Raw genomic sequence first — 26673 nt, 5'->3', positions numbered from 1 at the left:
GAGATAAATTCTCGCTAAGCCCATAAATATATAGGATAATTAACTTTTAAAAGTTTTTTACCGGACAACAATGTTTTTTAATTAAAAAAAGACGAAAAACAGTAATTATAGCGGTTTAGATTAATACAATAGGATATTTTTTAAATTAATTTTTCTTCATAATAGTGTTAATTCCAAAACAGAAAAAAATTAGCATTGAAAATGGGATGCAATTGTGGGTCGTGAATAATTACCAAGCAGAAAATAGTACCGTTTTCTAATGGCTTTAGAAAAAAAGGTAAAGAGTAGTATGATGCCTTAAGTAACATGATAAAATGTAGCCGTTAAAAAAGGGGTTTATCTATAAAAAAAATCCCACCGACTTTAAAGCCGGTAGGGTCTGTTTTATTTTAACTAAATGGTATTTTATTCCTCTTCCTTTTGTCCCATCATCATTAAATAAGCTTTCAGGAACTCATCAATTTCTCCATTCATAACGCCGTCAACGTTGCTGGTTTCATAACCGGTGCGAACATCTTTGACTAACTTATAAGGTTGCATGACATAATTCCTGATTTGGGAACCCCATTCAATTTTCATTTTACCAGCTTCAATATCAGCGCGTTGTGCTTGTTTCTTTTTTAACTCGATTTCGTACAATTGAGAGCGTAACATCTGCATGGCACGCTGTCTGTTGTCTTGCTGCGATCGCGTTTCGGAACATTGTATTTGAATTCCGGTAGGTTTATGAAACAATTGTACTTTAGTCTCCACCTTATTTACATTTTGTCCACCAGCTCCGCTGGATCGCGAAGTAGTAATCTCAATATCAGCAGGATTGATGTCAATTTCGATACTATCATCTACCAGTGGATACACGTAAACGGATGCAAATGAGGTATGACGTTTGGCATTGCTGTCAAAAGGAGAAATTCGTACCAGTCGATGCACGCCGTTTTCGCCTTTTAAATATCCAAAAGAATAATCGCCTTCAAATTCGAGTGTTACGGTCTTGATACCGGCAGCTTCTCCTTTCTGGAAATTCAGTTCTTTGATTTTGTAACCGTATTTTTCGCCCCACATCATGTACATGCGCATGAGCATTTCGGCCCAATCACAACTTTCGGTTCCACCGGCACCAGCAGTAATTTGTACCACAGCACTCAAAGTATCCCCTTCGTCCGAGAGCATGTTCTTGAATTCAATGGCTTCAATATGCGCTTGAGTGGCGTAGTAATGTTCGTCTAATTCTTCTCCGGTAAGTTCACCTTCTTTGTAAAAATCATAGGCAAGTTGCAATTCGTCCGTCATTTCGACTGCTTTATTGTAATCTTCAATCCACTTTTTCTTATTTCGCAGATTTTTTACAATGATCTCAGCTTCTTTTGGATTGTTCCAAAAATCAGGGGCAAAGGTTTTCTCTTCTTCGTTTGAGATCTCAATTAGCTTGGCATCAACGTCAAAGATACCTCCTCAACGCACCAAGGCGCTCTACAATACCTTTAATTTGTTCGGTAGTTGTCATAAAATTATATTAATTTGGTTGGTCTGTTTTCAATAATTTATCAAAATTGCTGCCGTGTACTACATTTAGTGTAGTTTTAACGGAACTAGTTGGAATTAATAAACGGTATTGTGTAAATTTGTGGCACAAAAATAGAAAAATTTTACGAAGGGACAATTCGCGAATTGTCCGTACTGAAAATAAAAATAAATATGGAAATAAATTTAGTTAGCGACACAATCACGAAACCTTCACGTGAAATGCTGGTTCATATGTTAAATGCTGAAGTAGGCGATGATGTTTACAAACAAGATCCTACAGTTATAGCCCTAGAAGCCAGAGTTGCTGAGATGTTTGGTATGGAAGCGGGTCTTTTTTTTCCATCAGGAACGATGGCCAATCAAACAGCGATAAAATTGCATACCCAACCCGGAGAACAATTAATTGCTGACAAATATGCACATGTATACCATTATGAAGGCGGCGGTGTTTCCTTCAATAGTGGCGTTTCTTGTTGCTTATTAGACGGAAACCGCGGAATGATAACTGCAGAGCAAGTGGCTGGAGCCATCAATGATCCGGAGTTTTACCACAGTCCTTTAACAAGTTTAGTTTGTGTAGAAAACACCACTAATAAAGGTGGCGGCGCTTGCTATGAACTGGAAGATTTGCAAAAAATAAAAAAGGTTTGTGATGCTAATAATTTGAAATTTCACCTGGATGGAGCCCGAATCTGGAATGCTTTGGTAGCCAAAAATCAAGATCCAAAAGCATTTGGGGAATTATTTGATACCATTTCGGTTTGTTTGTCTAAAGGTTTGGGAGCACCAATTGGTTCGGTGTTGTTAGCGGACAAAGCCACGATTCACAGAGCATTGCGAATTCGAAAAATATTAGGTGGCGGAATGCGTCAGGTAGGCTATTTGGCAGCAGCCGGAATTTATGCATTGGACAATAATATAGAACGCCTTGCTGAAGATCATAGACGAGCGAAAGAAATTGCAGAAGTTTTGAAAAAGGTAAGCTGGGTTGCATCAGTAGAGCCGGTTGAAACTAATATTTTGATTTTCTCGTTGGTTCCAAATTGTATCGAAAAGAATTTAATTGAATTGTTAAAGCAAAAAAATATTTTAATCAGTTCCATGGGGCATGGAAAACTGCGAATAGTCACGCATCTTGATTATAAGGAAGTTATGCATACCTATGTGTTGGAAACTTTGCAGAAGTTAGTATAGTTCTTCTTGGAGAATTTGTTTAAAGTTTAAGGTTTAAAGTTTTTATCGTGATCAAAAAACGTTAAACCTTAAACTTTAAACTTTTTTATTTAAACAAATCTTCCATTCCGGGAATCATTGGCATATCCATTTTAGTAACGACATCCAGTTCGCTCTGATTGACATTTGTCGCTTTTTCGATTGCTTTATTCAATACTAAAATCAAATAATCTTCCAGTTGCTCTTTATCTGCTAATAGAGTGTCGTCAATAATAATTGATTTTAGGGTTCTGTTGGCAGTCAAAGTAACTTTCAATAAACCATCAGTGCTTTGTTCGTCTATAAGAACAGTATCTAAACGTTTTTTTGTGTCTTCTATCTTTTGTTGGGTCTCTTTAAGTTTGCCCATCATTCCCATTAAATCCATGTTTTAATTTTTTAAATTAATTTGATTTACAAAATTACTATATTGCATAGTTATAATCAATAAAATATTCATGAAAAATAAACTCGTCTTAAGTTGTCTTTGTGTTATTTTTGCACCATCAATTACTAATATAAAAGCGCAACAAATGTCAAAAAATATTCCTTCTCCCGTAGCTAAAATAATTCCAAAAACTTTAGAAAAACACAACCAAAAACGGGTAGATAATTATTTCTGGTTAAACGAGAGAGAGAACCTGGAAGTGATTGATTATTTGAATCAAGAAAATACGTATTATGAAGCCATGACTGTGGATACAAAAGGGTTTCAGAAAGAATTATACGAAGAAATGAAAGCCCGCATCAAGGAAGACGATCAATCGGTTCCTTACTTATACAATGGTTACTATTATATCACGCGTTTTGAAACCGGAAAGGATTATCCCATTTATTCCAGAAAAAAAGGAAGTCTTACCGCTACTGAAGAAATTTTATTCAACTGTAATGACTTAGCCAAAGACCATTCTTACTTTCAATTGGGTGGTTTGAGCGTGAGTCCGGACAATAAATTTGCGAGTTTTGGTATTGATACCGTTGGAAGACGTATTTATACGATACAAATCAAAAACTTAGAGACGGAAGAAATTCTTTCGGATAAGATTGAAAATGCTACTGGAAGTTCTGTTTGGGCCAATGATAATAAAACGATATTTTACACCAGACAAGATAAAGTTACCTTGCGGTCTGATAAAGTTTTTAAACATAAATTAGCCACAGATTCAACTACTGACATATTAGTTTTTAATGAAAAAGACGATACGTTCAATGTTTCTGTAGGCAAAGAAAAATCAAAAAAATATATTGTAATAGGCTCCGGAAGTACCTTAACAACCGAGTACAGAATTTTAAATTCAGATACTCCAGATGGAGAGTTTGTGGTTTTTCAACCAAGGGTTCGCGGCTTAGAATACAGTATTTCTCATTTTGGAGATTCTTTTTATATCATGACCAATAAGGACAAAGCAACTAACTTCAAGTTGATGAAAACCCCTGAAAACGCTACTGCAAAAGAAAATTGGAAAGATGTCATTGCGCATCGAAAAGACGTTTTACTGGAAGATATCGAAATTTTTAGAAACTATTTAGTTGTAGAAGAACGTTCCAATGGTTTGAACCACATTCGTATTATGCCTTGGAGTGGAGAAGGAGAATATTATTTGCCATTTGGAAGCGAAACGTATAGCGCATATACGACGACAAATGTGGATTTTGATACTGATATTTTGCGTTACAGTTACCAATCATTGGCAACGCCATCTTCAGTTATTGACTTTAATATGAAAACCAAAGAGAAAGAAATCAAGAAAGAGCAACAGGTTCTTGGGGGTAAATTTGATAAAAATAATTATATCGAAGAGCGTGTTTGGGCCACAGCAACAGATGGTACCAAAGTACCCATATCTATGGTGTACAAAAAGGGGTTGAAAAAAGATGGGAATAATCCGGTATTGCTTTATGCCTACGGTTCATACGGCGTTACCATGGATGCTTATTTTTCATCTACGCGTTTGTCAATTTTGGATCGAGGATTTGTATTTGCCATAGCACACATTCGCGGTGGGGAAGATTTAGGAAGACAATGGTATGAGGACGGAAAATTATTGAGAAAGAAAAACACCTTCACTGATTTTATTGATTGTTCTAAGTTTTTGATTCAGGAAAAATATACTTCACCAAAGCATTTATATGCCGAGGGCGGTTCAGCTGGTGGATTATTAATGGGAGCAGTAGTCAATATGGCACCGGAATTGTACAACGGAGTAATTGCGCAGGTTCCTTTTGTAGATGTTATCACCACGATGCTTGATGACACGATTCCGCTGACAACCGGAGAATATGATGAGTGGGGCAATCCAAACGAGAAAAAATATTATGATTATATGGCATCCTACTCTCCTTATGACAACGTAAAAGCTCAAAACTATCCTAACATGTTCGTTTCTACCGGACTTCATGATTCACAAGTACAATATTGGGAGCCTGCCAAGTGGGTTGCAAAGCTCCGTACTCAAAAAACAAATGATACCGTTTTATATCTTAATACGAATATGGATGCGGGTCACGGCGGTGCTTCAGGTCGGTTTGAAGCCTTAAAGGAATTAGCAAAGGAATATAGTTTTTTATTAGATTTAGAAAAAATTAAAAACTAGATAGCTTTTTTTTGTTAAATTTGTAACTTTCGTCGTGTAATCAGAAATTGCTGCAACTAACTATTTTTTTTATGAAAAAAAAAGTAAACGCTTACAATAATGTCTTAGAACTTATAGGTAATACTCCTCTTATTAAGTTAAATAAAGTCACTGAAGAGTTAGAAGGTGCTTTTTATGCAAAAGTAGAAGCTTTTAATCCGGGACATTCCTCCAAAGACAGAATAGCATTGCACATAATTGAAGAAGCTGAAAAGAGAGGCGTTTTATCTCCTGGTGATACTATAATTGAAACAACATCCGGCAATACGGGTTTCAGTTTAGCAATGGTGAGTATTATAAAAGGATATAGCTGTATTCTGGCTGTTAGTTCTAAATCATCTAAAGACAAAATAGACATGCTTCGCAGCTTAGGCGCTAAAGTGTATGTTTGTCCGGCGCATGTTTCTGCTGATGATAAACGTTCGTATTACAATGTTGCCAAACGTTTGCATGAAGAAACAAAAGGCTCGGTGTATATCAACCAATATTTCAATCAGTTGAATGTTGATGCGCATTATAAGTCTACTGGTCCAGAAATTTGGAAGCAAACAAATGGTGCAATCACACACTTAATTGCTTGTAGTGGAACAGGAGGAACTATTTCCGGTACTGCAAAATACTTAAAAGAACAAAATCCAAACATTAGAATTCTTGGAGTCGATGCTTTTGGATCCGTATTAAAAAAGTACCATGAAACTGGAGAATTCGATAATGATGAAATTTATCCGTACCGAATAGAAGGTTTAGGGAAGAACTTAATTCCATCAGCAACGGATTTTGATATTATTGATAAGTTCATGAAAGTAACTGACGAAGAAAGTGCTCATGCGGCTCGAGAAATCACAAGGAAAGAAGGTTTATTTGTAGGATATACTTCAGGAGCTGTTTTACAAGCCATCAAGCAATATGCTGATGAAGGAGAGTTTGATGTTAACAGTGTTGTTATTGCCATATTTCCAGATCACGGTTCTCGTTATATGAGTAAAGTATTTAGTGATGATTGGATGCATGAACAAGGTTTCTTTGACAGTATAAACCAAGAAGAAGTTCAAAAAATAGAAATGATAAAATAAGTTGAAATTAAATAAAAAGTCCCATTAGCTTTTGCAAATGGGACTTTTTTATTGATCATATAAAGAAGAATACTTTTTTGGTTAATCCAATAATTCAGGAGTACTAAGTATTAATTCGATTTTTTTAATAGTGATCGTGATCTGGCTCATTTGTAATTCTATGTTTCTAAAAAAGAGACTAATATCTCTGTTGACCCAACTTTCAGAAATAACTCTTGCTCCCAAACTAATTCTTAAAATAGCACTTTCAATTTCAGTAGTATATTTTACATTAACTGCTTGACCAATATGGCATTTTTGGGCAGCAAGCCGAATGATTTCTAATGAAGAACCTTCAAACTGATCCGATAAATCAGTATTTAATAACGTATATAATTTTTTTACATTATCAACAGATAAAACTTCATTATCTTTAAAAATAAAGAAAGGAAAAATGGTACGGATATTTCGTATTCCAAATTCTTTACTACTGTAACTCTTCGTTTTTGTTTCATCACCATAAATAGGCTGTAAAAAAGTGGCTTCTTTTATGGAATCATCAACAAAATTGCAAAACATCTCAATACCCATATTTCGATATAAAACAGGTGTTTTGTAGTATCTGTCCATTTCAACTACGGCCGCATTCCAACGCATATAGGAACCATAGTTATACCCATCGGATAATTCATTGGAACAAAACCACGAAGCCGGCCAATCAGAATGATTGTAATATTGGGTTAAACCTTTGGGCAATGTGTTTTTTACAGAATGTATTAATTTGTTGACACTTTTAGGTAGAATTAATGCACCGCAGTATGGAGGGCCCGTGAAAAATTTACTTCCTGTTATAGTAACAATATACCCTTTGTTTAAATAATTTTGTATGTCTTTTGGATCTAATCTAAGCTGTGAGCCATCTACAATAATCTGAATTGATAAATTTTCAAGTGTATTTAGTTTTTTTATAAATTCGTCACTGGGAGATTGATACCCTAATTTTGATTGGTCCATAGTATGTAACACGATGTGCCTGCCTTGATTTTTGGTCTTGATAACGGCATCAAATACTTCCTTATCTAATTGAGCAGAAGATTTTGATGCGCCATTTTCATCTCGAAAAGGGATTTTAATTAAATCAACCTCTCTAAAGCCTTCAATTTTAGTATCTTTTTTAATTGGATAATTTAGTGCAGTAGTGTTTTCAAAGTGGCATCCCTTTAAGGCGGCAGCAACGCCACTACCAGTTTCATCAGAGGCCACCAAAATGTGTGTAATTTCTTTGTCGGAAATAATTTGTGTTATAGCTGCTATTTGCAGCGACGAATCGGTACCTGATGGAGAAAAAATTATTTCACATTCCTCATTTAATTTAAATATTTTTCTAAGGTTATTTTTTAGTAATTCAGAAAAGTCGGTAGTAGTATTTTTAAAACTGTTTTTCAAGCTGTTTCTAATTAATATACTTCTCACTTTATCGGTTTTATCAAAAGCAAAATTTGAAACGCTGGACGCCGTAGATGAGGCAAAAGTAAATGCATCAGGTCTTGGGAATGGGCGACATCCGTATTTGTTTAGCAAATGAATTTCGTCGATATTCAATCTAAGATCTCCTCCAGACATCAATAAGTATTCGGTGGGTTTTGCTAGATTTTCAACAATAGGTTTCCAAGATTCTTTGAGTTCAGTATTTAAATTTTTTAAACCATGGAAAGATTGTAGCTCTTCGTTTATTAATGAAGATTCTGTATTTAAATAGGTGTCATTTTTGATTAAATTAATTAAAACATAATCAAGATCTTCTAATTTTTCTTTATCATCTTTAGGCAGTAAATTATAAAATATTCGAATCACTTTAAGTGCAGCGATATCGCATAAAACAGCCTCTTTTTTTTCGTTATTCAACGCTTTGTACCATAACTGCCATTCAATACCATATCTTAAATAAACTAGAGCTAAAATAGGTTTGTTCAAAAAGGACGAGCCAATAATAATCGATTTATTGGGTATAATTTTGAAAATAGTAGGCTCACTAGTTGAGGTGATTATATTGATGTTATTTATCTTTGGTACAGTATTAAACCTTTTTAAAATACGCACTAAATAGTTTACATTTTCTTTTTCAAATAAACTGGTTCTTTTATATTGATTTTCAATTAGAATGTTGTTTGTCATATATGTTATAATTTAAAACGTTCCTTAGAACGATATTCTGTATTAGGAATATTTAGTTAATTCACTACACGCATTCAATCAGTGACTACATTCTGCTGAAAATTGTCACAAAAAATAATTTTCCCTTTTATTCTTAATATTCAATGATGGTGCTCTATTTTTAAATAATTATGTTCTCACTTGCTGGCTGTTTCGCTTGTTTTTTGGGCGTCGCATTTATCAAAAAGTAGGCAAATATAAGAAACTTGATATCAGGAAAAAATATATTAAAAATACTCGTTTGCTAAATCTCATCGTGTTAATTATAGACCGTGAATTAAACTTATATTCACTAAATAATGGAACTTGTATTTTTTAATTAAATATTGTATTTTTTTATTTTTGATTTATTACTTGAGCACCTGATAAAAAAGGATATGGGACACTCCAGAGAATATTTAAAACAATAAATGACCGAGGCTTAATTTTAAAGTCATACATTTTCAGGCAAAAAAACTCCAGCCGAAGCTAGAGTTTAAGTTATTGTAGAAATTAAGTTTATGCTTCTTCCATAGTATGATACACGTTCATGACATCATCGTCTTCTTCCATTTTTTCAATTAATTTTTCTACATCGGCCATTTCAGCTTCCGATAGTTTTTTAGTAATTTGGGGGATTCTTTCAAATCCGGAAGAAAGAATTTCCAGTCCTCTGTTTTCTAATTCTTTTTGAATGGTTCCAAAACTTCCAAAGGGCGCATATATTAAAATACCATCTTCGTCTTCAAAAACTTCTTCAGCACCAAAATCGATTAACTCTAACTCTAGTTCTTCAGGATCAATTCCGTTTGCCGGGATTCTAAAATTACAGGTGTGATCAAACATAAATTCAACTGAACCTTGTGTTCCCAATGTGCCATTGCATTTGTTAAAATAACTCCTAACATTAGCCACCGTTCTGTTATTATTATCAGTAGCAGTTTCAACCAGAATGGCAATACCATGGGGTGCATATCCTTCAAATAAAACTTCTTTATAATTGGCCGTGTCTTTATCGATTGCTTTTTTAATGGCGCGTTCCACATTTTCTTTTGGCATATTCACTGCCTTAGAGTTCTGGATCACGGCTCGTAATCTAGAATTGGCATCAGGATTTGGTCCGCCTTCTTTTACGGCCATTACAATATCTTTTCCTATTCTGGTAAATGCTTTGGCCATTGCTGACCAACGTTTCATTTTTCTTCCTTTTCTAAACTCAAACGCTCTTCCCATTTCTATTTCTTATTTTGAACTGCAAAAATACAGTTATTCTAAACTTTATCCAATGATTTTATTTCTTGTAAAAAGGTAATTTTACCACTTTGGCAGGGACGTCATTTTTACGGATTCGGATAAAGATATCGCTTTCCAAAGCACTGTTTTCTGAAGTTACATACCCCATTCCTATTCCTTTATTCATTGAAGGTGACATCGTTCCCGAAGTTACAATTCCGATTACATTTCCTGTTGCATCTACAATTTCGTAATCGTGTCTTGGCACCGCACGTTCCTGCATTTCAAAAGCAACCAGTTTTTTAGAAACACCCGCTTCTTTTTGTTTTTTCAGATTTTCTGAATTCGTGAATTCTTTTGTGAACTTTGTAATCCATCCCAAACCAGCTTCCAGTGGCGAAGTCGTGTCATTAATGTCATTTCCGTACAAACAGAAACCCATTTCCAATCGCAACGTGTCACGAGCTGCAAGACCAATTGGCTTGATTCCAAATGCTGCACCTGCTTCAAAAACTTTAGTCCAAATTTGTTCTACTTCTGAATTTTTGCAATAAATTTCAAAACCTCCAGAACCAGTATATCCTGTAGCCGAAATAATTACATCTTTGATACCCGCAAATTCACCCACTTCAAAATGGTAATACGGAATCGCAGATAAATCTTTTGAAGTCAACGATTGCATTGCTTCAACCGCTTTTGGCCCTTGAATTGCCAATAATGAATAATCATCCGAAAGGTTTTTCATCTCCACACCCAAATCATTTTGAGCCGAAATCCAATCCCAATCTTTCTCAATATTCGACGCATTTACTACTAATAAATACTGCTCATCTTTCATTTTATAAACAAGCAAATCATCTACAATTCCACCATCATTATTTGGCAAACAAGAATATTGCGCTTTTCCGATAGTCAAAGTCGAAGCGTCATTCGTAGTCACTTTCTGAATTAAAGCCAATGCATTTGGACCCGTAAGCAGGAATTCACCCATGTGAGAAACGTCAAAAACACCCACGGCATTGCGCACCGTTTCATGTTCCGCATTCACTCCTTCATATAAAATGGGCATATTGTATCCGGCAAACGGTAGCATTTTTGCTCCCAAACTCTCGTGTATGTGCGTAAGCGCAGTATTTTTCATTGTGTTTTTCTATAAAATTTAATTTTGCTAATTTATTGATTTTATTTCGGGTGACAAAGGCAGAGCGAAGCAAAGTTTAAAGTTTCAAACGTTTTCGGAACAACACGTACCATATCATTTATCATAAGTTTTTTTAGGAGCTATTTCCTGCTTTTCACTGCAATCTTATTATTCGCCAAAAAGGCGTATAATAAGGATTTCCGTTATAATCAGGGCTAGGGAATTTCGGTTCAAATAACGAATTTGTTTCCTATTAAAGTCGTAATTTTAAACAAATAAATTTCCATGACGAATCCTATTAATATTGACCAAAAAGAAATTCTAAAACGCTTCAAACAATCAGACAAACATACCCACAAAGGTATTCAAGGACACGCTTTAATCATTGGCGGAAGTTACGGCAAAATAGGAGCAGTGAGCTTATCCTCTAAAGCGGCTTTGAAAACCGGCTGCGGATTAGTCACGGTTTTTATTCCGAAATGTGGGTACGATATTTTACAAATTTCAATCCCAGAAGTCATGGTTTTAACTGACAATCAGGAGAAATCAATTTCCAATATTACTTTCGACATTACACCACAAGCCATCGGAATTGGTCCTGGATTGGGTCAGGCCGTAGAAACCCAAAATGCGCTGCATCAGTTTTTAAAAACAAATAAAACGCCTTTAGTGATCGATGCCGATGCACTGAATATTTTATCCCAAAACAACGAATGGTTTTCTTTAGTACCGCCCAAAACAATCTTAACGCCACATCCCAAAGAACTGGAACGATTAATTGGAAAATGGCATTTCGAAGAAGAAAAAATGAATAAAGCAATCTCTTTCTCCAAACAACACGAAATTATAATCGTTATGAAAGGCGCACCCACCCGAATCATTGATGGTGAAACGGTATATGAAAATACCTCCGGAAATGCTGCGCTTGCAACCGCTGGAACTGGTGATGTTTTGACGGGAATGATTACAAGTCTCTTGGCACAAGCCTATGAACCCATTAGTGCCGCAATTCTTGGCGTGTATCTTCACGGATTAACCGCGGATATTGCTTTGTCAGAAACCAGTTATCAATCTTTTATCGCTTCAGATGTAATTGCAAATATTGGGAAAGCTTTTTTGAGTTTAGAAAAATTGGAGTAAATCGCGTACCTAAATGAATTTTACCCCACTTATTTGTAAGTTTGTAACCGAGCAAATTAGCTTAACCACTTTAAATTATGAAAAAAATACCTCTTTTAAGAACGGTCAATGTGACCAGATACATCACACCATTGCGCGAAGGTGGTTCCTTGCCAGCTTTGGCGGAAGCCGATGATGATTTTAAATACGTATTGAAATTTAAAGGTGCTGGACACGGTGTAAAAGCCTTAATTGCCGAATTAATAGGTGGAGAAATTGCCCGTGTTTTAAATCTAAAAATGCCAGAACTCGTTTTTGCAAATCTCGACGAAGCTTTTGGACGTTCCGAAGGCGATGAAGAAATTCAGGACTTGCTTCAAGGCAGTCAAGGACTTAACTTGGCATTGCATTATTTATCGGGAGCCATAAATTTTGATCCTGTTGTCACTTTAGTAGAGCCAAAATTAGCATCCCAAATTGTTTGGTTGGATGCTTTTATTACCAATGTAGACCGAACGTTTAGAAACACCAATATGTTGATCTGGCATAAAGAATTATGGTTGATCGATCACGGCGCAAGTCTTTATTTTCATCATTCGTGGACCAATTGGGAAAAGCAAGCACAAAGTCCTTTTGCACTGATTAAAGACCATGTTTTGTTGCCTCAGGCTTCTTTATTAATAGAAACTGATGTAGCATTCAAAAAAATAATGACTGACGATGTATTGCAAAATATCGTGAATCTGATTCCGGAAGTATGGCTCCATTGGGAAGATACCGATGAAACTCCGGATGCAATTCGGGAAGTCTATTTTCAGTTTTTAATAACGCGTTTGAACCATTCCGAAATTTTTATAAACGAAGCACAAAATGCAAGAAAAGCACTTATATGAGTATGCCGTAATCCGGGTTGTGCCAAGGGTAGAACGCGAAGAATTCCTCAATGTGGGTATTATTCTTTTTTGTAAAAAAGCAAAATTCATCAAGGTTTTGTATGCAGTAAATGAATCCAAACTCCAAGTTTTTTCAGATGATTTGGATGTTGAACAACTGCATTTAAATATACAGGCATTTGCCAAAGTAGCGCATGGCGAAAAATCAGGAGGACCAATAGGACAATTTGATATTCCATCGCGTTTCCGGTGGTTAACAGCACTTCGCAGTTCCGCCATTCAAACCTCAAGACCACATCCAGGATTGTGTGATGATTTAGAACAAACAACACAACGCTTGTTTGAAGAAATGGTGTTGTAATAAAATCTAAGAAAGACTGTTTAAGTGGCGCGCGAGGTGCATTCCCATACTAAAACAAGCTTGCAAGAGATAGCCGCCGGTAGGTGCATCCCAGTCGAGCATTTCACCAATGCAATAATTACTTTTTTTATCTTTTAGTTGAAAATTTTCGTCCACAGCATTCAGTTGGATACCGCCTGTCGTTGATATCGCATCGTTCAATAACGCAGCACCGGTAATTTCGAGGCTTAATTTTTTAATATTTTGAGCCAATAATTCTGGATTCAAGTAGATTTCTTTCGAAAGGTATTTTTTCAAAAGTCCAATTTGAGCGGGACTCAATTTTACTTCTTTCTGTAATGTTTCGCTCGTCTTTTTAAAAGTTGATTTTCTAATTTTGTCAAGCAAATCTTCATGACATAAGGTTGGTTTGAGATCTAGGAAAATTGTAGCTTTTTGTTGACTTTCCAATTCTTCCCGAATGTGTGGACTAAGAGCATAAATAGCATTTCCTTCTAAACCAAAACGTGTGATAACCGCTTCGCCTTTTTGTCTTTTATTCAAACAGCTAATCGCAATATTTTTAAGCGGACTGCCTTCATGTTCCAAGATGAAATCTTCCGGCCAGTTCACCCGATACGCACAATTCGAAGATTGAAAAGCAACGATAGGAATATTTTTCCTTGCAAATAAATCTAGCCAGGCACCATCAGAACCGGTGATCTTCCAGCTACCACCGCCCAGGGCAAAAATGGTGTAGTCGGATTTTATTGCTGTATCTGTATTGAAAACGATGTCATCTTTGTTCCTCCAGCCCGTCCAGGTGTGTTGGTATTGAATAGCGACCCCTTGCTTAGTCAAAACAGCCAGAATTGCGTTGAGTACTGTTATGGGTTTGATGCCACTTTCAGGATATACTCGTTTGCTACTGCCAATATAGGTTGGGATACCGATGGTATCTATCCACTGTCTAAAGTCTTCATTATCAAAATCAAGCAATGCTTTTTCCAAAAAATGAGGTGGTGTATAGCGTGCAATCAATTCAGCAATGGGTTCCGAATGGGTGAGGTTAAATCCCCCTTTTCCGGCCACCAAAAATTTCCTTCCCAGTGTTTTGTTTTTTTCGTAGACTGTAACCTTGAATTTCTCACAATCCAATAATGCAGCCAGTATAAGTGCTGCGGGTCCTCCTCCAATAATTGAAACTGATTTTTTCACGTCACAAAAATAGGTTTTGTTTCACCCATAAATGCCGTTACGTATTTTATATTAGCCAATGTATATGTAAAAAATAAAAAAGGCTGTTCAAAATAATTTTGAACAGCCTTTTTAGAAATTTTTTATCCACTAATATTTTGCCGACTCTCCGGCTTTCGGCAAGGATTGTTTTATAAATTGTCTGATATCCTCGTTGGCAGTTTCTAAATCTACTTTTCTCAAATACATCATGTGCCCGCTTCTGTAACCTTTCCAGGACATTCGATCTTTTAGTCTTCCGCTTGGATCCATTTGCCACATGTTGTATTTCGAGTTGAAATAATCACAAGCCCCGTCATAATAGCCGGACTGAACCATTACATGCAAATACGGATTTTGAGCCATGGCTTGACGCAGGTTTTCTCCGGTTTTATCATTGGAATCATTCCAAGGCCGCACAGAACCAAACATATTGTATTTGAAATCGGTTTTGTAATTCAAATTATTGCGCAAGTACATATTGATGGCAGGAGTAAAGGAGTGGAGCCAAGAAGTAAGTTCGGCATTAAAATCAGGACTGTCACCAGCGGTTTTACGGTCAATTCCTTTGTAACGAGAATCTAATCTTCCTACGGTAAATCCTTGATCGCGTAACAATTCTTTCCAGAAATAATCATAGGGAACATCTAAATTATTTTGTAAAACCACTTTTTCCGAAAGCCCGGAATAGCGCGCAATTTTGGACGCGATTTCTTTTCTTTTTTGATCGTCCAATGCGCCTCCTTTGCTCATTGCGGGAAGCAGTTCATTTATGGTGAATTCTTCTACTTCAGGCAGCATATCCGTTAAATCTTTGTTCTGTAAATCAGCAGGTAATTTTTTATGGAACCAAGCCGTAGCAGCAAAATAAGGCAGTTTCAGCGCAGCTTCAGAAGCGACTCCACGAGTGATTCCCAATTCAGTTGGCGATACTAAAATAACGCCGTTCAAATACATCCATTCACTATTTTGTAATTCTAGTGCCAATCCGGAAACACGCGTAGTACCATAACTTTCACCAATGAGATATTTGGGTGAAGCCCAACGATTGGTTCGGGATACAAATCCATTAATCCAATCAGCAAGGTATTTAATGTCGGCATTTACACCAAAGAATTTAGTGGTTGGTATTTCTTTACTTGTCGCTCTTGAATAGGCGGTATTAACAGGATTTACAAAAACAATATCGGCGACATCCAATATCGAATATGGATTTTCCTTGATTCCATAAGGCTGTAACGGATAGCCTTCATCATCAATATTAATTAAAGTAGGACCCGTGTAAGCAATCTGCATCCAAACCGAAGCGGAACCTGGACCGCCATTAAAGGAGATGACTAAAGGGCGGGCAGCACGATCTTTTACATCAGATCGCTCATAATACGTGTAAAATAATCCGGCAATTGCTTTTCCATCCTCGTCCCAAACCGGCATCGTCCCAGTGGTTGCTTTGTAAGGCACTTTTTGACCTTTGATAGTTGTGCTGTGTTCTGTTATGACCTGCGAATCCGGATTGAAAATAAGATTTGCAGCTGAATATTCTTCTTTTGGCGCAGGAGTAGCTGCTGGTGTTTTTGATGGTTGGGCATGCATTGTCGTAAAAAATCCAACTAAGAGCAACGATAGTACTGTTTTTTTCATAAAGAGATCGGTTTGAGGTGTTTTTTACAACAATTTTTTGATAAAATTTAATTTCACTAATGTATTGTTTTTTATTGGAGCATCTATAAAAGAAAGCAAAATTGTGATTTTCAAACTAAAAAATCTTTATAAAAGTAGGTTGAATAAAATAACACCGCTAAAATTCGGGAGTTATTCTTGGACTTCCAAATCTTGTTTTGATTCAAAATAGAAGGAAGTTGTTTTTTATGAACCGAGCTCAGCTCTTGGTTTTTGCCTTGAAACTGACTGACTTTTCCATTGATGATAACTTTTTTAACCAACATGTAGTACTTTATCTATCTTTTTAATCGGAAATATTTTTACGTTGTTTTTTATGAAACTATAAATCATCGACTACTCTTGGAAAAAATGCCGATTGCTTTTTTTATATATCGCGCTCTAGCTCTGTATATTTGCGTCTTTTCTCCAGTTCGTGAATTTTTTCTTGTTCAGGACTTAGTTTTAAATTCCCTTTTCAGGAAAACTTCCCTCTCTAAACTCCTCGAACTCTTTGTACCATTTGTGCAACTGCTATGCTGTTACTCCCAGTTCTCTGGCTAGTTTAGATCGATTGGTTCACTCATAACTCAATTGGATGGCTTTTTCTTTGAAATCTTTGTCATAAATTTCACTTACTTGTTGCATAAGTTAAAATCAAGGTTTTTATACTTTACTTTTTGTGCGGGTAAAGTTTGCGCATCTAGTATAGAGGTGAGAAGAAAATCGTCGCTCAATAATAAATAAAAAGGATTTGGAATATAATTTTACGACAGCGCGGGAAGATTGTTAGTTGTCTAATATTTGGAATAAGGAGGAAATGCAACTGCGGGGGCACGGGGCTCTTTTTAGTAAGCTGCGTTGCAAGCGCTACGAATTGTTTTTATAAGTCAAAGTAGGCACTCATTATAAATGTGTGCTTGTGGGAGGTTACGATTGTATCACACTGTTTATTTTTTGTTTAAAAAAGGTTTGTTTTTTGTTTAAAAAAGGTTTGTTTTGAAAAAAAACTTTTTTTGATTTAGATAAGGAATTGTCTTTTGCAGTGTGACATTAAAAGGGATTAAAGCCTTCTTTTAGTTGGTTGATTGTTGGTAAGAAAAGTGGTGAGGGTAAATTATCCCATTCAAACCATTCCCATTTGTCGAATTTATCAGGTTCCATAAGTTTTACTTCGCCGGATTCATAGTCTGAGATCATGCTAATTGTGATATAATGTTTATGTTCGTTTTCAAAAATATCGTTGGTAATGGTTCCAAAACGAAGATTTTTAATTTGAATTCCTACTTCTTCCCAGACTTCTCTGCGGGAACATTCTTCCCATGACTCACCAAACTCTAGGTGGCCTCCAGGGTAGCACCAGCTTCCTTCGCCATGTGTATTTTTTCTTTTGCCAAGAAGGATTTTGTTGCCTTTAATTATAATTACTCCAATGCCAACTTTGGGTCTGTTTTCCATTTATAGTTTTTATTAATGCCAAGATCGTATTATGAAGTCTCTAGCTGTTTTTTGTGTTTTGACAGCCATGTACGTTAGAGGTTTAAGAAATATCTTTGATGTTGTCGCGTTACTACCAAATTATTATTCTATCCTTCATTGGTAAAAACATTTTATCTTCAGGTTTTACATCAAATGCTTCGTAAAAAGGGGAGGTATTCATTAGAGGACCATTGACACGCCAAACTGGTGGGGAATGAGGATTGTTATTGATCCACAAGCGCAGGTATTCGTCTTTCATTTTTACTCTCCATATTTTGGCAATAGATAAAAAGAAGCGTTGGTCTGCAGTAAAACCTCCAATTTTTTTTGTGTCTTGTCCTTGTTGGGTCATTTTAAAAGCATCATAAGCGACCGCTATTCCCGCAATATCTGCCGTGTTTTCACCAACAGTCATGTCGCCTTTGATGTGTAAAGAGTCCAATACTGTATAGGTACTGTACAAATCGATAACTTGTTGTATTCTTGACTTAAATTTTTTATAATCCTCTTTTGTCCACCAGTCTTTTAAGTTACCCTCTTTATCGTATTGAGCGCCTTGATCATCAAAAGTATGGGTTATTTCATGGCCTATAACCATTCCAATACCTCCATAGTTAAGGGCGTCATCCACATTATTATCAAAATATGGCGCTTGTAAAATACCTGCCGGAAAGACAATCTCATTTGCCGTAGGATTATTATACGCCGTAACCGTTGAAGGAGTTGTATACCATTCTGCCTTATCAACAGGTTTGCCTAATTTTGCTAATTGTCGTTCATATCCAGCTGCAGCAGCCGACACGACGTTTTCAAAATATGTATCTCTTGCAATATGCACATTTTTGTAATCTTTCCATTTATCTGGATATCCTATTTTCTTGGTGATCGCAAACAGTTTCTCTTTCGCTTTTTGTTTTGTACCGTCACTCATCCATTCCAACTTATCAATTCTCACAGCGTAGGCTTTTTGTACATTATTCACCAGGATCAACATTCGTTTCTTGGCATCCTCCGAAAAATATTTCTTTACATACAATTGCCCAAGGGCTTCGCCTAGGTAATTATCAACAGCACTAGCCATCTTTTCGCCACGTGATTTTTGAACTGCCTGACCAGAAAGTACTTTAGTGTACTCAAATGCGGCATCTACAAAAGGTTTGCTTAAATCATCTGCATATCTTGCTATTGTATTTGCTTTTAAATAAATTTTCCAATTATTGATGGGAATAGTCTGTAAAAGGGTATTAAGGGTATCATAATAGGCTGGTTGGCCAACATCAAGAGAATCTGTGTGAGCACCTAAATTATTAAGCAAATCAGCCCAACCTATGTTGGGATGTCTTTTTACAAGATCTGTCACAGCTATTTTATTATAATTAGCTTGTACATCTCGAAGTTCCACTTTTGTTTTATGCGAATCGGCGAGTTGTTTGTCAATATCATAAACCAGATCAGCATTTTTTTTGGCCTCTTCGGCATTGCTGCCTGTATTTTGAAATAAAGTGGCAATGTATTTTTTGTATGATTCTTGTATGGCAACAGTTGATGAATCTGATTTGAAATAGTAGTCCCTGTCAGGCAAACCAATACCTGTTTGGTAGGTATGTGCTATGTTCCTACTGCTATTTTTATCATCAGGTGACACCCCAAAAGCTATAATTGAAGAATTGTCCATTTTTGCTTCACCTGTCACAAAATTCATTAAGGACGGTATGTCGTTGATAGTTTCAATTTTGGCTAGAAGTGGTTTAATAGGTTCGTAAGTGCGTTCGTCGATCCTTACAGTGTCCATGCCTGAGGCATAAAAATCAGCTACCTTCTGTTCCGGGCTCCCTATAGGATTCCTGCTTTGTGAAATACTGTCCAATATTCCTTGTAGGCGTATCCGTTGTGGATAATTCATAAACATGTAGGCACCAACTCCAGTTTGGGAGGCAGGAATTGGTACCGAATCGTACCATTTACCATTTACATATCTAAAAAAATTATCACCGGGCCGCAATTTGGAATCTATTCCTGTAATCGCAACATTATTCTTTAATGTCTGTTTCGAGCAGGAAGCAAAAGCTAAAAGTGCAAACAAAAGTAGTAGTAAATTTTTCATAACCTAGACGATATTTATTAAAAATAAATTGACAAACCTTTGAAAGCTGGCATTTTAAAATAGTATGCTTAGCAAAGATAATTTTAGCACCACAGTATACGAATTCAGTTTTAAAACCCAACTATTTTATGCTTTTTCAAATATATATAACTTTTATTACAATTTTGCAATTGGATCGAAATAACATCTTTGATATTTGTGGTGAAGAGAGGCAGCGTTTTTATTATTGCTTTTTACATAGGCGGTCCAGAGATTAGTTCGTGAATTTTACTTTGTACAATATGTTTAGTTTACCGCACGAAAGGATTACTTCGGCGAATTTCATTTCGCTCAGTAGAAGGAGTGATCATTCCTAGGATAACGAAAAGAAGAATCAGCAGAAGCAAGTGTGACGAAAGTTTTTTTATAATCTCCTTTATAATTTAAGCGCGATTAAATCTGCTGAATAAAGAAATGCAAATTGTTCAATAGGCTAGCGCTGGAAGTTTAAGTAACAAGAGGAAATAAACCAGACCAGACGATTCATCATAGAGCGTGTAAGGAGACCTCTTGGAAGTAGAACAATAGTAATAAAAAGGTAAATTATATCGCCATTAGAGTTAAGTTAGGATTAGATTTGAGTAATTTTACAAAAAAGAGGTAAAATAATACGCATTGTCAAATAAATTTTATGCAAACTCAGAATTCAAATATACAAATCAGGCAAGAACTCGTAAATAGTATCGTACATGGTTTTGGAATTATTTTTGGTATTGTAAGTATCCCTATCCTAATTGCATTTGCTATTAAAAGTGATAACACTTCTGGTATTATTGGTGCGGCTATATATGGCTTTTGTTTTTTACAACTTTTTACTTTTTCTACACTCTACCACGGAATGCAGAATGTTCAGGCAAAACGCACACTTGAAATTCTTGATCACATCAGTATTTATTTCTTGATAGCGGGTACTTACACTCCGTTTTTACTGATGTATATGCCTAATTCTTTTGGTATAACGTTGCTATCGGTTTTGTGGGGTCTTACAGCATTGGGAATCATTTATAAGATTTTTTTTATAGAAAAATGGAAGATTTTTTCTACGGTAATTTACATAGGAATGGGCTTGATTATGGTTGTTGGCGGACGTACTTTCTTTGAAAGTATTCCCTCTAATATCCTGACTATGATTCTAATTGGCTGCGCGCTTTACCTTATTGGTGTTGTTTTTTACTTGTGGAAGAAATATCGGTACAACCATGCTGTCTGGCATTTTTTTGTGCTCGCAGGTGCTGTTTGTCATTACGTAGCTGTTTTATTGGCAGTAGCGTCTAATTGATTAAAAAATGAAGGGGGTTGTAAGATAACAAAAGAAGCAACCTTAAGGAACGCAATGGGAGGTTCATAATAAGGAAATACAGAATTTATATTTGATTAAAAGGAATTGCGAATAGGATAAACAAAAGAATAAAAAGTCTCCATTTAAGTTATATACTTAATAATTAAAACGCTTTTTTTTGATCTTTATATAATTCAATTTTTAAAAGAGGATGAATGCTGAATAGATAGAAGACAACAAAAAAGATGATATTGACAAGTACCAAATTTAGTTGCAAGTAAGTGCTATAAGTAATAATGAAAAGCATGTTGTGAATATTACCTTAACATCGATAAAAAATTACTACTGGGTTTCTACGATAGTCAAGCGATAACGTTCTGTAGCTTTTTGTATATTTTCTGAAAGGGATTTTAACCAGGTCATGTGATTGGCAATCAAATAAGCTTCCTGAAGACCATGAAGCGTTTCGATATCTAATTCAGTGTGGCCTAATCTGATATTTTCATCTCGCAAATCTGATAATTGCTGATACTTCCCCAACAACTTTTCCTCCGCATCTTCAGCAGTTTCTGTAGTGACTTTTTTCTTTATTTGAGTATCGTCAAAACTATCGAAGGACATCTGTAGGGTATTGGATATCTTTTTGATGAGTATATTAAATTCTATAGAAGCAGGAGTGGTTTGATGATTACTGATAAAATTACCAATGGATGCGATGGCAGAAACCATGGTCTGGTTAAGAGTCACAATTTCATAAATCAGTTGAAATTCTTTCTGTTTCGATTTTGGGTCTTGGGTCAATCGCTGGAAGGCAGCATTTAAATTACTGATAGCAAGAAATGCTTCTTTCCTTGCCAAACTATAGGAGAGTTTGTGTTTAGAAGGATCTTGATATAACTCTTGTGTTGCTATAAGATATTCTTTGTTCCTTTTTAAAGCGTTCAGAAGTACCTGTTTTAGATTATTGGCTTCCCAACTTGGTAAAAGCATATAATTAGCAACAACTGCTATAGTGGCTCCAATGATGGTGTCGATGACGCGGTACTGAATCACTTCAAAGGCATCAGGATTGATTAAGGAATACACAAATATGATACTGATGGTGATCAATGCAGCGGAAAACTTATAATTCTGCTGAATTAATGCAAATGCAAATACCAATGAAACAAATGCTAATACCGAATAAACCACTACATTTTGAGTAAGCAGCACAATACCAACAGCAATAGTCGCACCAATGAGCGTTCCGATAATACGAGCTTTTGATCGCTCTTTGGTTAGACCGTAGCTAGGTCGCATAATAACGATAATGGTCAGCAAAATCCAATAAGTATTTTGGATGTCAAAAAGAAATCCAAATAGATAGGCAAATACTATCGCAATGGTAAGGCGCAATGAATGTCTAAACATGGTGGAATCCAAACTGAAATTTTGAACAAGGACATTCAGCCTGTATTCCTGAAGCGTTAAAAACTGACTCGAATCTTGTCTTTTTAAGGATATTTTAGAAGCCTCTTTAACATTGGCCATTACACGTCTAATAACTCTGATTTCTTGTAGCAGTTGCTCTTGATAATCGTATAGATTTTTCAATACTAAAGCACCTTCACGCGCTTCAGGTAATTTAACGGTATCGACGTAATTTTTGATAGATTCGTTGGCTTCTGCTAATGTACTTAATAGAATATCTTTATTTGGTATTTTATTCTTTTGAATCAATAATTCAGACAAACGGATGAGGTGATCGCCCATGATTTTGCTCAGATTTTTGGAAGCTTTTAGAAATTCTTTGTGCTCGCCAAAAATTTCATCGATCATTTTGTAATCCAAATGTTTTGCTTCTGTCAATTCGAAGATAGTAATAGAAGATAGTAAGATTAACAGTTGCTTTTCTTCATAATGCGAACGTCCGGAACGTTTACGTGCGGTTAGCAGTGTTTCTCGGAGTGTTTCCTGCTTTTCATTGATTTGATGTTGCAAAACTAAGCTTTGTTTAAGATATTTGTCACGCTCAGTTTTCTTTGTTAATAATTTGGCTCGTATTTTTAAGTATTCACCAATAAGGAAAAGCGTATCTGACAATAGCTGATTCTGATCTTTTACAGGCGCAAGTTTTTGAAAAATAACGGATACGACTAAATACCAAAGACCTCCGACACCCATTAAGGCAACCTGAACTAAAATATCATTCGCTGTTTCTTTTTGAATGGCAATTGCTATTACCATTGCCAACAAGCCAGAAAAAGATACGAAGGACGCTCTAAAACCATAAACCGAAAGCAGCGACACAGTAAAGGTAATAATTGCAAGTGCAATCAAAAAAAGGGGTAGGAAAGGTTTTGAAAATAGGATTATAGCCGTAATAATCATTGTTAATCCAATACTGATTAAAATAGCATTGACTTTACGCTTGGTGCTGCCCGGAATGTCGCCTGGCGCATTTAAAAAAGCACCTATAGCAACAGCTAGAGCATATTCAAAATACCCTAAAAGATACAGCACTGCAAGAGGTACAGCAATTCCAAAACCAATACGAATCCCTCGGTCAAAGTTCGAGCTTTTTAAAAATAATTCTAATTGTTTGAGTTTTTCTTTCAAGCGGGTTTGTAATTTGATTCCAAAGGTAGAATAATTGAGGGGAAGTATTGTCTCGTTTGCTTATTTTACGTGATACATTTAAAAGAATCAGAGAATGTCAAATAGTTTTATAAAACCTTATGAAGTAGACTGATTTTCCAAATTATTGCCAATGTCGGGCTCGTTTTGGTCTTCTTTTTTGAGGGATTTCACTTTTCTCTTTGTACTTCAAAAAAAGGAATAGAAAGTCAAGCTGGTTTAGAACTACTCAAACGTGAGAGTCAAACCGTACAAGAGATGTAGTTATGAAAATATTAAATCTATCTTACTTGATATAGGTCAAGGAGATTTCTGCTTCAGTATTGTAAATTTGTATTCATTAAAAATTTATACAACAGAATATGAGCATACCTAACATAGCAAAAGAAGATATTATCAATGCATTTCAATTTAGACATGCCACTAAAGAGTTTGACGCTGCTAAAATTATTTCAGATGAAAATATGGAATTTATTTTAGAAACCGCACATTTATCGCCAAGTTCTTTTGGTTTTGAGCCTTGGCATTTTATTGTTGTTCAAGACAAAGAGTTGCGTGAATTGATAAAACCAGTAGCTTGGGGAGCACCGGCAAAACTAGATACTGCAAGCCATTTTGTATTGGGTTTGTCTATGAAAGCACCAATGGTAAAATACGATTCCGATTATGTTATGTCAATGATGAAAGAAGTCAAACAATGGCCAGCAGATACCATAGAAATGTATACTAAATTCTACAGAGAATTTCAAGAAAATGATTTTGATTTAGATACGGATAAAAAATTATTCGATTGGTCATCAAAACAAACCTACATTGCTTTGGGAAATATGATGACATCAGCCGCTTTAGTAGGTATTGATAGTTGTCCTATTGAAGGTTTTCATCAAGAAAAAACAGAAAATTTATTGAGAGAAAAGTTTGGTGTGGATACAGATAAATACGGTTTATCCTTTATGGTTGCTTTTGGTTACAGAAAAGCAGATCCAGCAAACCCTAAATCAAGAAGAAATACAAAAGATATTATTACTTGGATGTAATTTCTTAACATTTCAATTTAGCTAGAAAAATAAGTAATGGTTACAAAGTGTAAAAACTTTGGAACCATTTTTAATATAAGTAACAAAAAAGGAAAGCGATACTAAATAAAAAAACCTTCCGATAGAAGCTATTAAATCATAACCTTGTTACCCGCTGGCGAAAATTATTTAAAACACTAGAATAGCCGTTTTAATGAATTTTTTCTTCTTAACAGAAAATTTTTCTATTGAAAATTACTTTAAATTATCAAAAAAAATAATTATAGACAACGAACAACTTCGTTTCATCAATTTTGCAATAGCGAGCTTAAAATCAAAACCGCAATAAATGAATAAAGAAAATAGAGCTGTTGATTCAATTCTGGTTCAGGATTTTAAAGGCAACCAAATCGATCTCATAAAAGAGTACCAAGGGAAACCTGTTTTGGACATAATCTATAACAACCAATGTTTTGAGTATACTGGACGCGCGATTCCTTTGGCATACCAATTACAGAAAGAAAATATAGGGCTACAAAATCGATTGTTCTATACACTTGAGGAACTGGATTAAAAACATTTTCAGAAATAGTGCCCTTTGTCCTAGAACGATCTGATCGTTTTAAGCTGGAATCGGTATAAACGATTTAAGAGTCACTCCAGAAAACTTAAATAGAGTTAGGAAAACAGTTAAATCTGTTTTAATTGATATAAGTCAATGATATTGGTGACACGGTAATGTAAATTTGTAAAAAATAAATAATTTATAAAAAACAACATGAGCAAACAACCTTTATTAACACCATATAAAAAAAATATTAATCTCAATAACAGAGTTGTCATGGCGCCTATGACACGTGGTAGAGCAGATAATGAAGGCAACGTTCCAACGGATGAGCTACATGGCTTGTATTACGAGCAACGGGCATCAGCAGGTTTAATTATTACAGAAGGCTCGCAAGTGTCTCGTGATGCTGTAGGTTATATCAATACGGCTGGTATCTACACAGATGAGCAAGTAGAAGGTTGGAAAAAAGTAACCAAACGTGTACATGATAAAGGAGGGAAAATCTTTATTCAATTGTGGCATGTAGGACGTATGTCTCATCCCGATTTTCATAATGGAGCATTACCATTATCCGCATCAGCTATAAATCCTAATGATAAATCATTTACTCCGGAAGGGTTTAAAGATACTGTTACGCCAAAGGAAATGACCATTGAAGATATTAAAACTACGGTACAAGATTTTAAAAATTCAGCTGCAAATGCAGTAAAAGCTGGTTTTGATGGAGTAGAAATACATTCCTCTAATGGCTATTTGTTTCAGCAGTTCTTTAACGGAACGTCTAATCATAGAACGGATGAGTATGGTGGAAGTATTGAAAATAAAGCCCGTATATTTTTTGAAGTTTTAGATGCGATCAAAGAAGTCATTCCGCAGGAAAAAATTGGAGCTCGTTTTAATCCATCATTAAACGGTCCATTCGGAACAACTATGGATGAAGACACAATCGCAACGTTTGAATACATCATTAAAAAATTGAATGATTATAATTTAGCATACTTGCATCTTTCTGAACCTTTTACAGATGTTTCAGAAATACCATATGCTGTGACACAAATAGCTAAACATTTCCGTCCTCTATATAATGGAACATTGATGATTAACTCGGCATTTGATCAAGAAAAAGGAAATAAAGTAATTGAAGAAGGGTATGCGGATTTAGTAGCTTACGGTAAACCATACGTATCTAATCCAGATTTAGTGGAACGTTTTGAAAACAACTTAGATTTAGCAGAATGGGATCAAAGTACGTTCTACGCAGGAGGAGCAGAAGGATATACTGATTATCCAGAAGCTTCTAAATAAATAGTAATACAAAAATTGAATAAATAGTAACT

At 35.5% G+C, this 26673-nt stretch carries 20 protein-coding genes; 10 read left to right on the top strand and 10 right to left on the bottom strand.

Annotated features, from left to right (window positions below; genetic code table 11):
* Window positions 1-405: 405 nt before the first annotated feature.
* Window positions 406-1504 (bottom strand): peptide chain release factor 2 gene (prfB, locus tag EKM00_RS11335; protein ID WP_126456165.1). Its coding sequence is split into 2 segments (ribosomal slippage): window positions 406-1440 and window positions 1442-1504, totalling 1098 coding nucleotides; the frame shifts between segments, so codons are not numbered across the junction.
* Window positions 1505-1695: 191 nt separating this feature from the next.
* Here prfB and EKM00_RS11330 point away from each other — a divergent pair.
* The gene (locus EKM00_RS11330) at window positions 1696-2718 is read left to right on the top strand and encodes a threonine aldolase family protein (RefSeq protein WP_126456163.1); all 1023 of its coding nucleotides are present in this window, start codon (window positions 1696-1698) and stop codon (window positions 2716-2718) included.
* 85 nt (window positions 2719-2803) lie between these two features.
* On the opposite strand, the gene EKM00_RS11325 is transcribed toward EKM00_RS11330, so the two are convergent.
* Window positions 2804-3124: a YbaB/EbfC family nucleoid-associated protein gene (locus EKM00_RS11325; protein ID WP_126454841.1), complete on the bottom strand. Its 321-nt coding sequence runs from the start codon at window positions 3122-3124 to the stop codon at window positions 2804-2806.
* 70 nt (window positions 3125-3194) lie between these two features.
* Between EKM00_RS11325 and EKM00_RS11320 the strand changes: the two genes are divergently transcribed.
* Complete coding sequence (locus EKM00_RS11320; RefSeq protein ID WP_199734672.1) at window positions 3195-5330, top strand: S9 family peptidase; 2136 nt, start codon at window positions 3195-3197, stop codon at window positions 5328-5330.
* A 71-nt stretch (window positions 5331-5401) separates the two neighbouring features.
* Window positions 5402-6442, top strand: coding sequence for a PLP-dependent cysteine synthase family protein (locus tag EKM00_RS11315; RefSeq protein ID WP_126463342.1), 1041 nt, complete (start codon window positions 5402-5404; stop codon window positions 6440-6442).
* 81 nt (window positions 6443-6523) lie between these two features.
* On the opposite strand, the gene EKM00_RS11310 is transcribed toward EKM00_RS11315, so the two are convergent.
* The 3 genes from EKM00_RS11310 to gcvT form a co-directional block, all read right to left on the bottom strand.
* Window positions 6524-8596, bottom strand: coding sequence for a hypothetical protein (locus EKM00_RS11310; RefSeq protein WP_126516247.1), 2073 nt, complete (start codon window positions 8594-8596; stop codon window positions 6524-6526).
* A gap of 537 nt (window positions 8597-9133) precedes the next feature.
* The gene (locus EKM00_RS11305; RefSeq protein ID WP_126516246.1) at window positions 9134-9847 is read right to left on the bottom strand and encodes a YebC/PmpR family DNA-binding transcriptional regulator; all 714 of its coding nucleotides are present in this window, start codon (window positions 9845-9847) and stop codon (window positions 9134-9136) included.
* A gap of 58 nt (window positions 9848-9905) precedes the next feature.
* The gene (gene gcvT / locus EKM00_RS11300) at window positions 9906-10988 is read right to left on the bottom strand and encodes a glycine cleavage system aminomethyltransferase GcvT (protein ID WP_126516245.1); all 1083 of its coding nucleotides are present in this window, start codon (window positions 10986-10988) and stop codon (window positions 9906-9908) included.
* Between the two features lie 285 nt (window positions 10989-11273).
* Here gcvT and EKM00_RS11295 point away from each other — a divergent pair, with 285 nt between their 5' ends.
* The 3 genes from EKM00_RS11295 to EKM00_RS11285 all read left to right on the top strand — a co-directional run bounded on the left by EKM00_RS11295 (window position 11274) and on the right by EKM00_RS11285 (window position 13361).
* Entirely contained in the window at window positions 11274-12128 is an 855-nt protein-coding gene (locus tag EKM00_RS11295; protein WP_126516244.1) for an NAD(P)H-hydrate dehydratase, read from the top strand.
* A gap of 77 nt (window positions 12129-12205) precedes the next feature.
* Window positions 12206-13000 carry a HipA family kinase gene (locus EKM00_RS11290; protein WP_126516243.1) on the top strand — a complete coding sequence of 265 codons (795 nt, stop codon included), beginning with the start codon at window positions 12206-12208 and terminating at the stop codon, window positions 12998-13000.
* Window positions 12978-13361: a DUF3037 domain-containing protein gene (locus EKM00_RS11285; protein ID WP_126516242.1), complete on the top strand. Its 384-nt coding sequence runs from the start codon at window positions 12978-12980 to the stop codon at window positions 13359-13361. Before EKM00_RS11290 ends, EKM00_RS11285 begins: the two co-directional genes overlap by 23 nt.
* A 6-nt stretch (window positions 13362-13367) precedes the next feature.
* Here the strand turns inward: EKM00_RS11285 and EKM00_RS11280 are convergent, their stop codons facing one another.
* The 4 genes from EKM00_RS11280 to EKM00_RS11265 form a co-directional block, all read right to left on the bottom strand.
* On the bottom strand, window positions 13368-14558 hold the full coding sequence (locus tag EKM00_RS11280) for an NAD(P)/FAD-dependent oxidoreductase (RefSeq protein ID WP_126516241.1): 1191 nt from the start codon (window positions 14556-14558) through the stop codon (window positions 13368-13370).
* Between the two features lie 129 nt (window positions 14559-14687).
* Complete coding sequence (locus tag EKM00_RS11275; RefSeq protein WP_126516240.1) at window positions 14688-16217, bottom strand: S10 family peptidase; 1530 nt, start codon at window positions 16215-16217, stop codon at window positions 14688-14690.
* A gap of 1071 nt (window positions 16218-17288) precedes the next feature.
* A complete protein-coding gene (locus tag EKM00_RS11270; RefSeq protein WP_126516239.1) occupies window positions 17289-17693 on the bottom strand; it encodes a nucleotide triphosphate diphosphatase NUDT15 in 405 nt (134 codons plus the stop codon).
* Between the two features lie 112 nt (window positions 17694-17805).
* A complete protein-coding gene (locus EKM00_RS11265; protein ID WP_126516238.1) occupies window positions 17806-19818 on the bottom strand; it encodes a M13 family metallopeptidase in 2013 nt (670 codons plus the stop codon).
* Between the two features lie 670 nt (window positions 19819-20488).
* On the opposite strand from EKM00_RS11265, the gene trhA reads away from it, so the two are divergent.
* Window positions 20489-21136, top strand: coding sequence for a PAQR family membrane homeostasis protein TrhA (gene trhA, locus EKM00_RS11260; RefSeq protein ID WP_126454813.1), 648 nt, complete (start codon window positions 20489-20491; stop codon window positions 21134-21136).
* 342 nt (window positions 21137-21478) lie between these two features.
* Here trhA and EKM00_RS11255 read toward each other — a convergent pair whose 3' ends face one another.
* Window positions 21479-23734: an FUSC family protein gene (locus EKM00_RS11255; RefSeq protein WP_126516237.1), complete on the bottom strand. Its 2256-nt coding sequence runs from the start codon at window positions 23732-23734 to the stop codon at window positions 21479-21481.
* A 380-nt stretch (window positions 23735-24114) separates the two neighbouring features.
* Between EKM00_RS11255 and EKM00_RS11250 the strand changes: the two genes are divergently transcribed.
* The 3 genes from EKM00_RS11250 (at window position 24115) to EKM00_RS11240 (ending at window position 26641) form a co-directional block, all read left to right on the top strand.
* Complete coding sequence (locus EKM00_RS11250; RefSeq protein WP_126516236.1) at window positions 24115-24789, top strand: NAD(P)H-dependent oxidoreductase; 675 nt, start codon at window positions 24115-24117, stop codon at window positions 24787-24789.
* A gap of 328 nt (window positions 24790-25117) precedes the next feature.
* Complete coding sequence (locus tag EKM00_RS11245) at window positions 25118-25342, top strand: hypothetical protein (protein ID WP_126516235.1); 225 nt, start codon at window positions 25118-25120, stop codon at window positions 25340-25342.
* Window positions 25343-25546: 204 nt separating this feature from the next.
* Window positions 25547-26641, top strand: coding sequence for an alkene reductase (locus EKM00_RS11240; protein ID WP_126516234.1), 1095 nt, complete (start codon window positions 25547-25549; stop codon window positions 26639-26641).
* Window positions 26642-26673 lie beyond the last annotated feature (32 nt).

The organism is Flavobacterium sp. RSP15, assembly GCF_003968755.1.
Classification (GTDB): Bacteria; Bacteroidota; Bacteroidia; order Flavobacteriales; family Flavobacteriaceae; genus Flavobacterium.
The sequence above is the reverse complement of the archived record's forward strand: the minus strand, read 5'-3'. Positions and strand labels throughout refer to the sequence as shown.

Bases quoted from the DNA above. Each gene is read 5' to 3' on its own strand.
- EKM00_RS11330 (WP_126456163.1), top strand. From the start codon at position 1,696: ATGGAAATAAATTTAGTTAGCGACACAATCACGAAACCTTCACGTGAA.
- EKM00_RS11325 (WP_126454841.1), bottom strand. From the start codon at position 3,124: ATGGATTTAATGGGAATGATGGGCAAACTTAAAGAGACCCAACAAAAG.
- EKM00_RS11320 (WP_199734672.1), top strand. From the start codon at position 3,195: ATGAAAAATAAACTCGTCTTAAGTTGTCTTTGTGTTATTTTTGCACCA.
- EKM00_RS11315 (WP_126463342.1), top strand. From the start codon at position 5,402: ATGAAAAAAAAAGTAAACGCTTACAATAATGTCTTAGAACTTATAGGT.
- EKM00_RS11310 (WP_126516247.1), bottom strand. From the start codon at position 8,596: ATGACAAACAACATTCTAATTGAAAATCAATATAAAAGAACCAGTTTA.
- EKM00_RS11305 (WP_126516246.1), bottom strand. From the start codon at position 9,847: ATGGGAAGAGCGTTTGAGTTTAGAAAAGGAAGAAAAATGAAACGTTGG.
- gcvT (WP_126516245.1), bottom strand. From the start codon at position 10,988: ATGAAAAATACTGCGCTTACGCACATACACGAGAGTTTGGGAGCAAAA.
- EKM00_RS11295 (WP_126516244.1), top strand. From the start codon at position 11,274: ATGACGAATCCTATTAATATTGACCAAAAAGAAATTCTAAAACGCTTC.
- EKM00_RS11290 (WP_126516243.1), top strand. From the start codon at position 12,206: ATGAAAAAAATACCTCTTTTAAGAACGGTCAATGTGACCAGATACATC.
- EKM00_RS11285 (WP_126516242.1), top strand. From the start codon at position 12,978: ATGCAAGAAAAGCACTTATATGAGTATGCCGTAATCCGGGTTGTGCCA.
- EKM00_RS11275 (WP_126516240.1), bottom strand. From the start codon at position 16,217: ATGAAAAAAACAGTACTATCGTTGCTCTTAGTTGGATTTTTTACGACA.
- EKM00_RS11270 (WP_126516239.1), bottom strand. From the start codon at position 17,693: ATGGAAAACAGACCCAAAGTTGGCATTGGAGTAATTATAATTAAAGGC.
- EKM00_RS11265 (WP_126516238.1), bottom strand. From the start codon at position 19,818: ATGAAAAATTTACTACTACTTTTGTTTGCACTTTTAGCTTTTGCTTCC.
- trhA (WP_126454813.1), top strand. From the start codon at position 20,489: ATGCAAACTCAGAATTCAAATATACAAATCAGGCAAGAACTCGTAAAT.
- EKM00_RS11250 (WP_126516236.1), top strand. From the start codon at position 24,115: ATGAGCATACCTAACATAGCAAAAGAAGATATTATCAATGCATTTCAA.
- EKM00_RS11245 (WP_126516235.1), top strand. From the start codon at position 25,118: ATGAATAAAGAAAATAGAGCTGTTGATTCAATTCTGGTTCAGGATTTT.
- EKM00_RS11240 (WP_126516234.1), top strand. From the start codon at position 25,547: ATGAGCAAACAACCTTTATTAACACCATATAAAAAAAATATTAATCTC.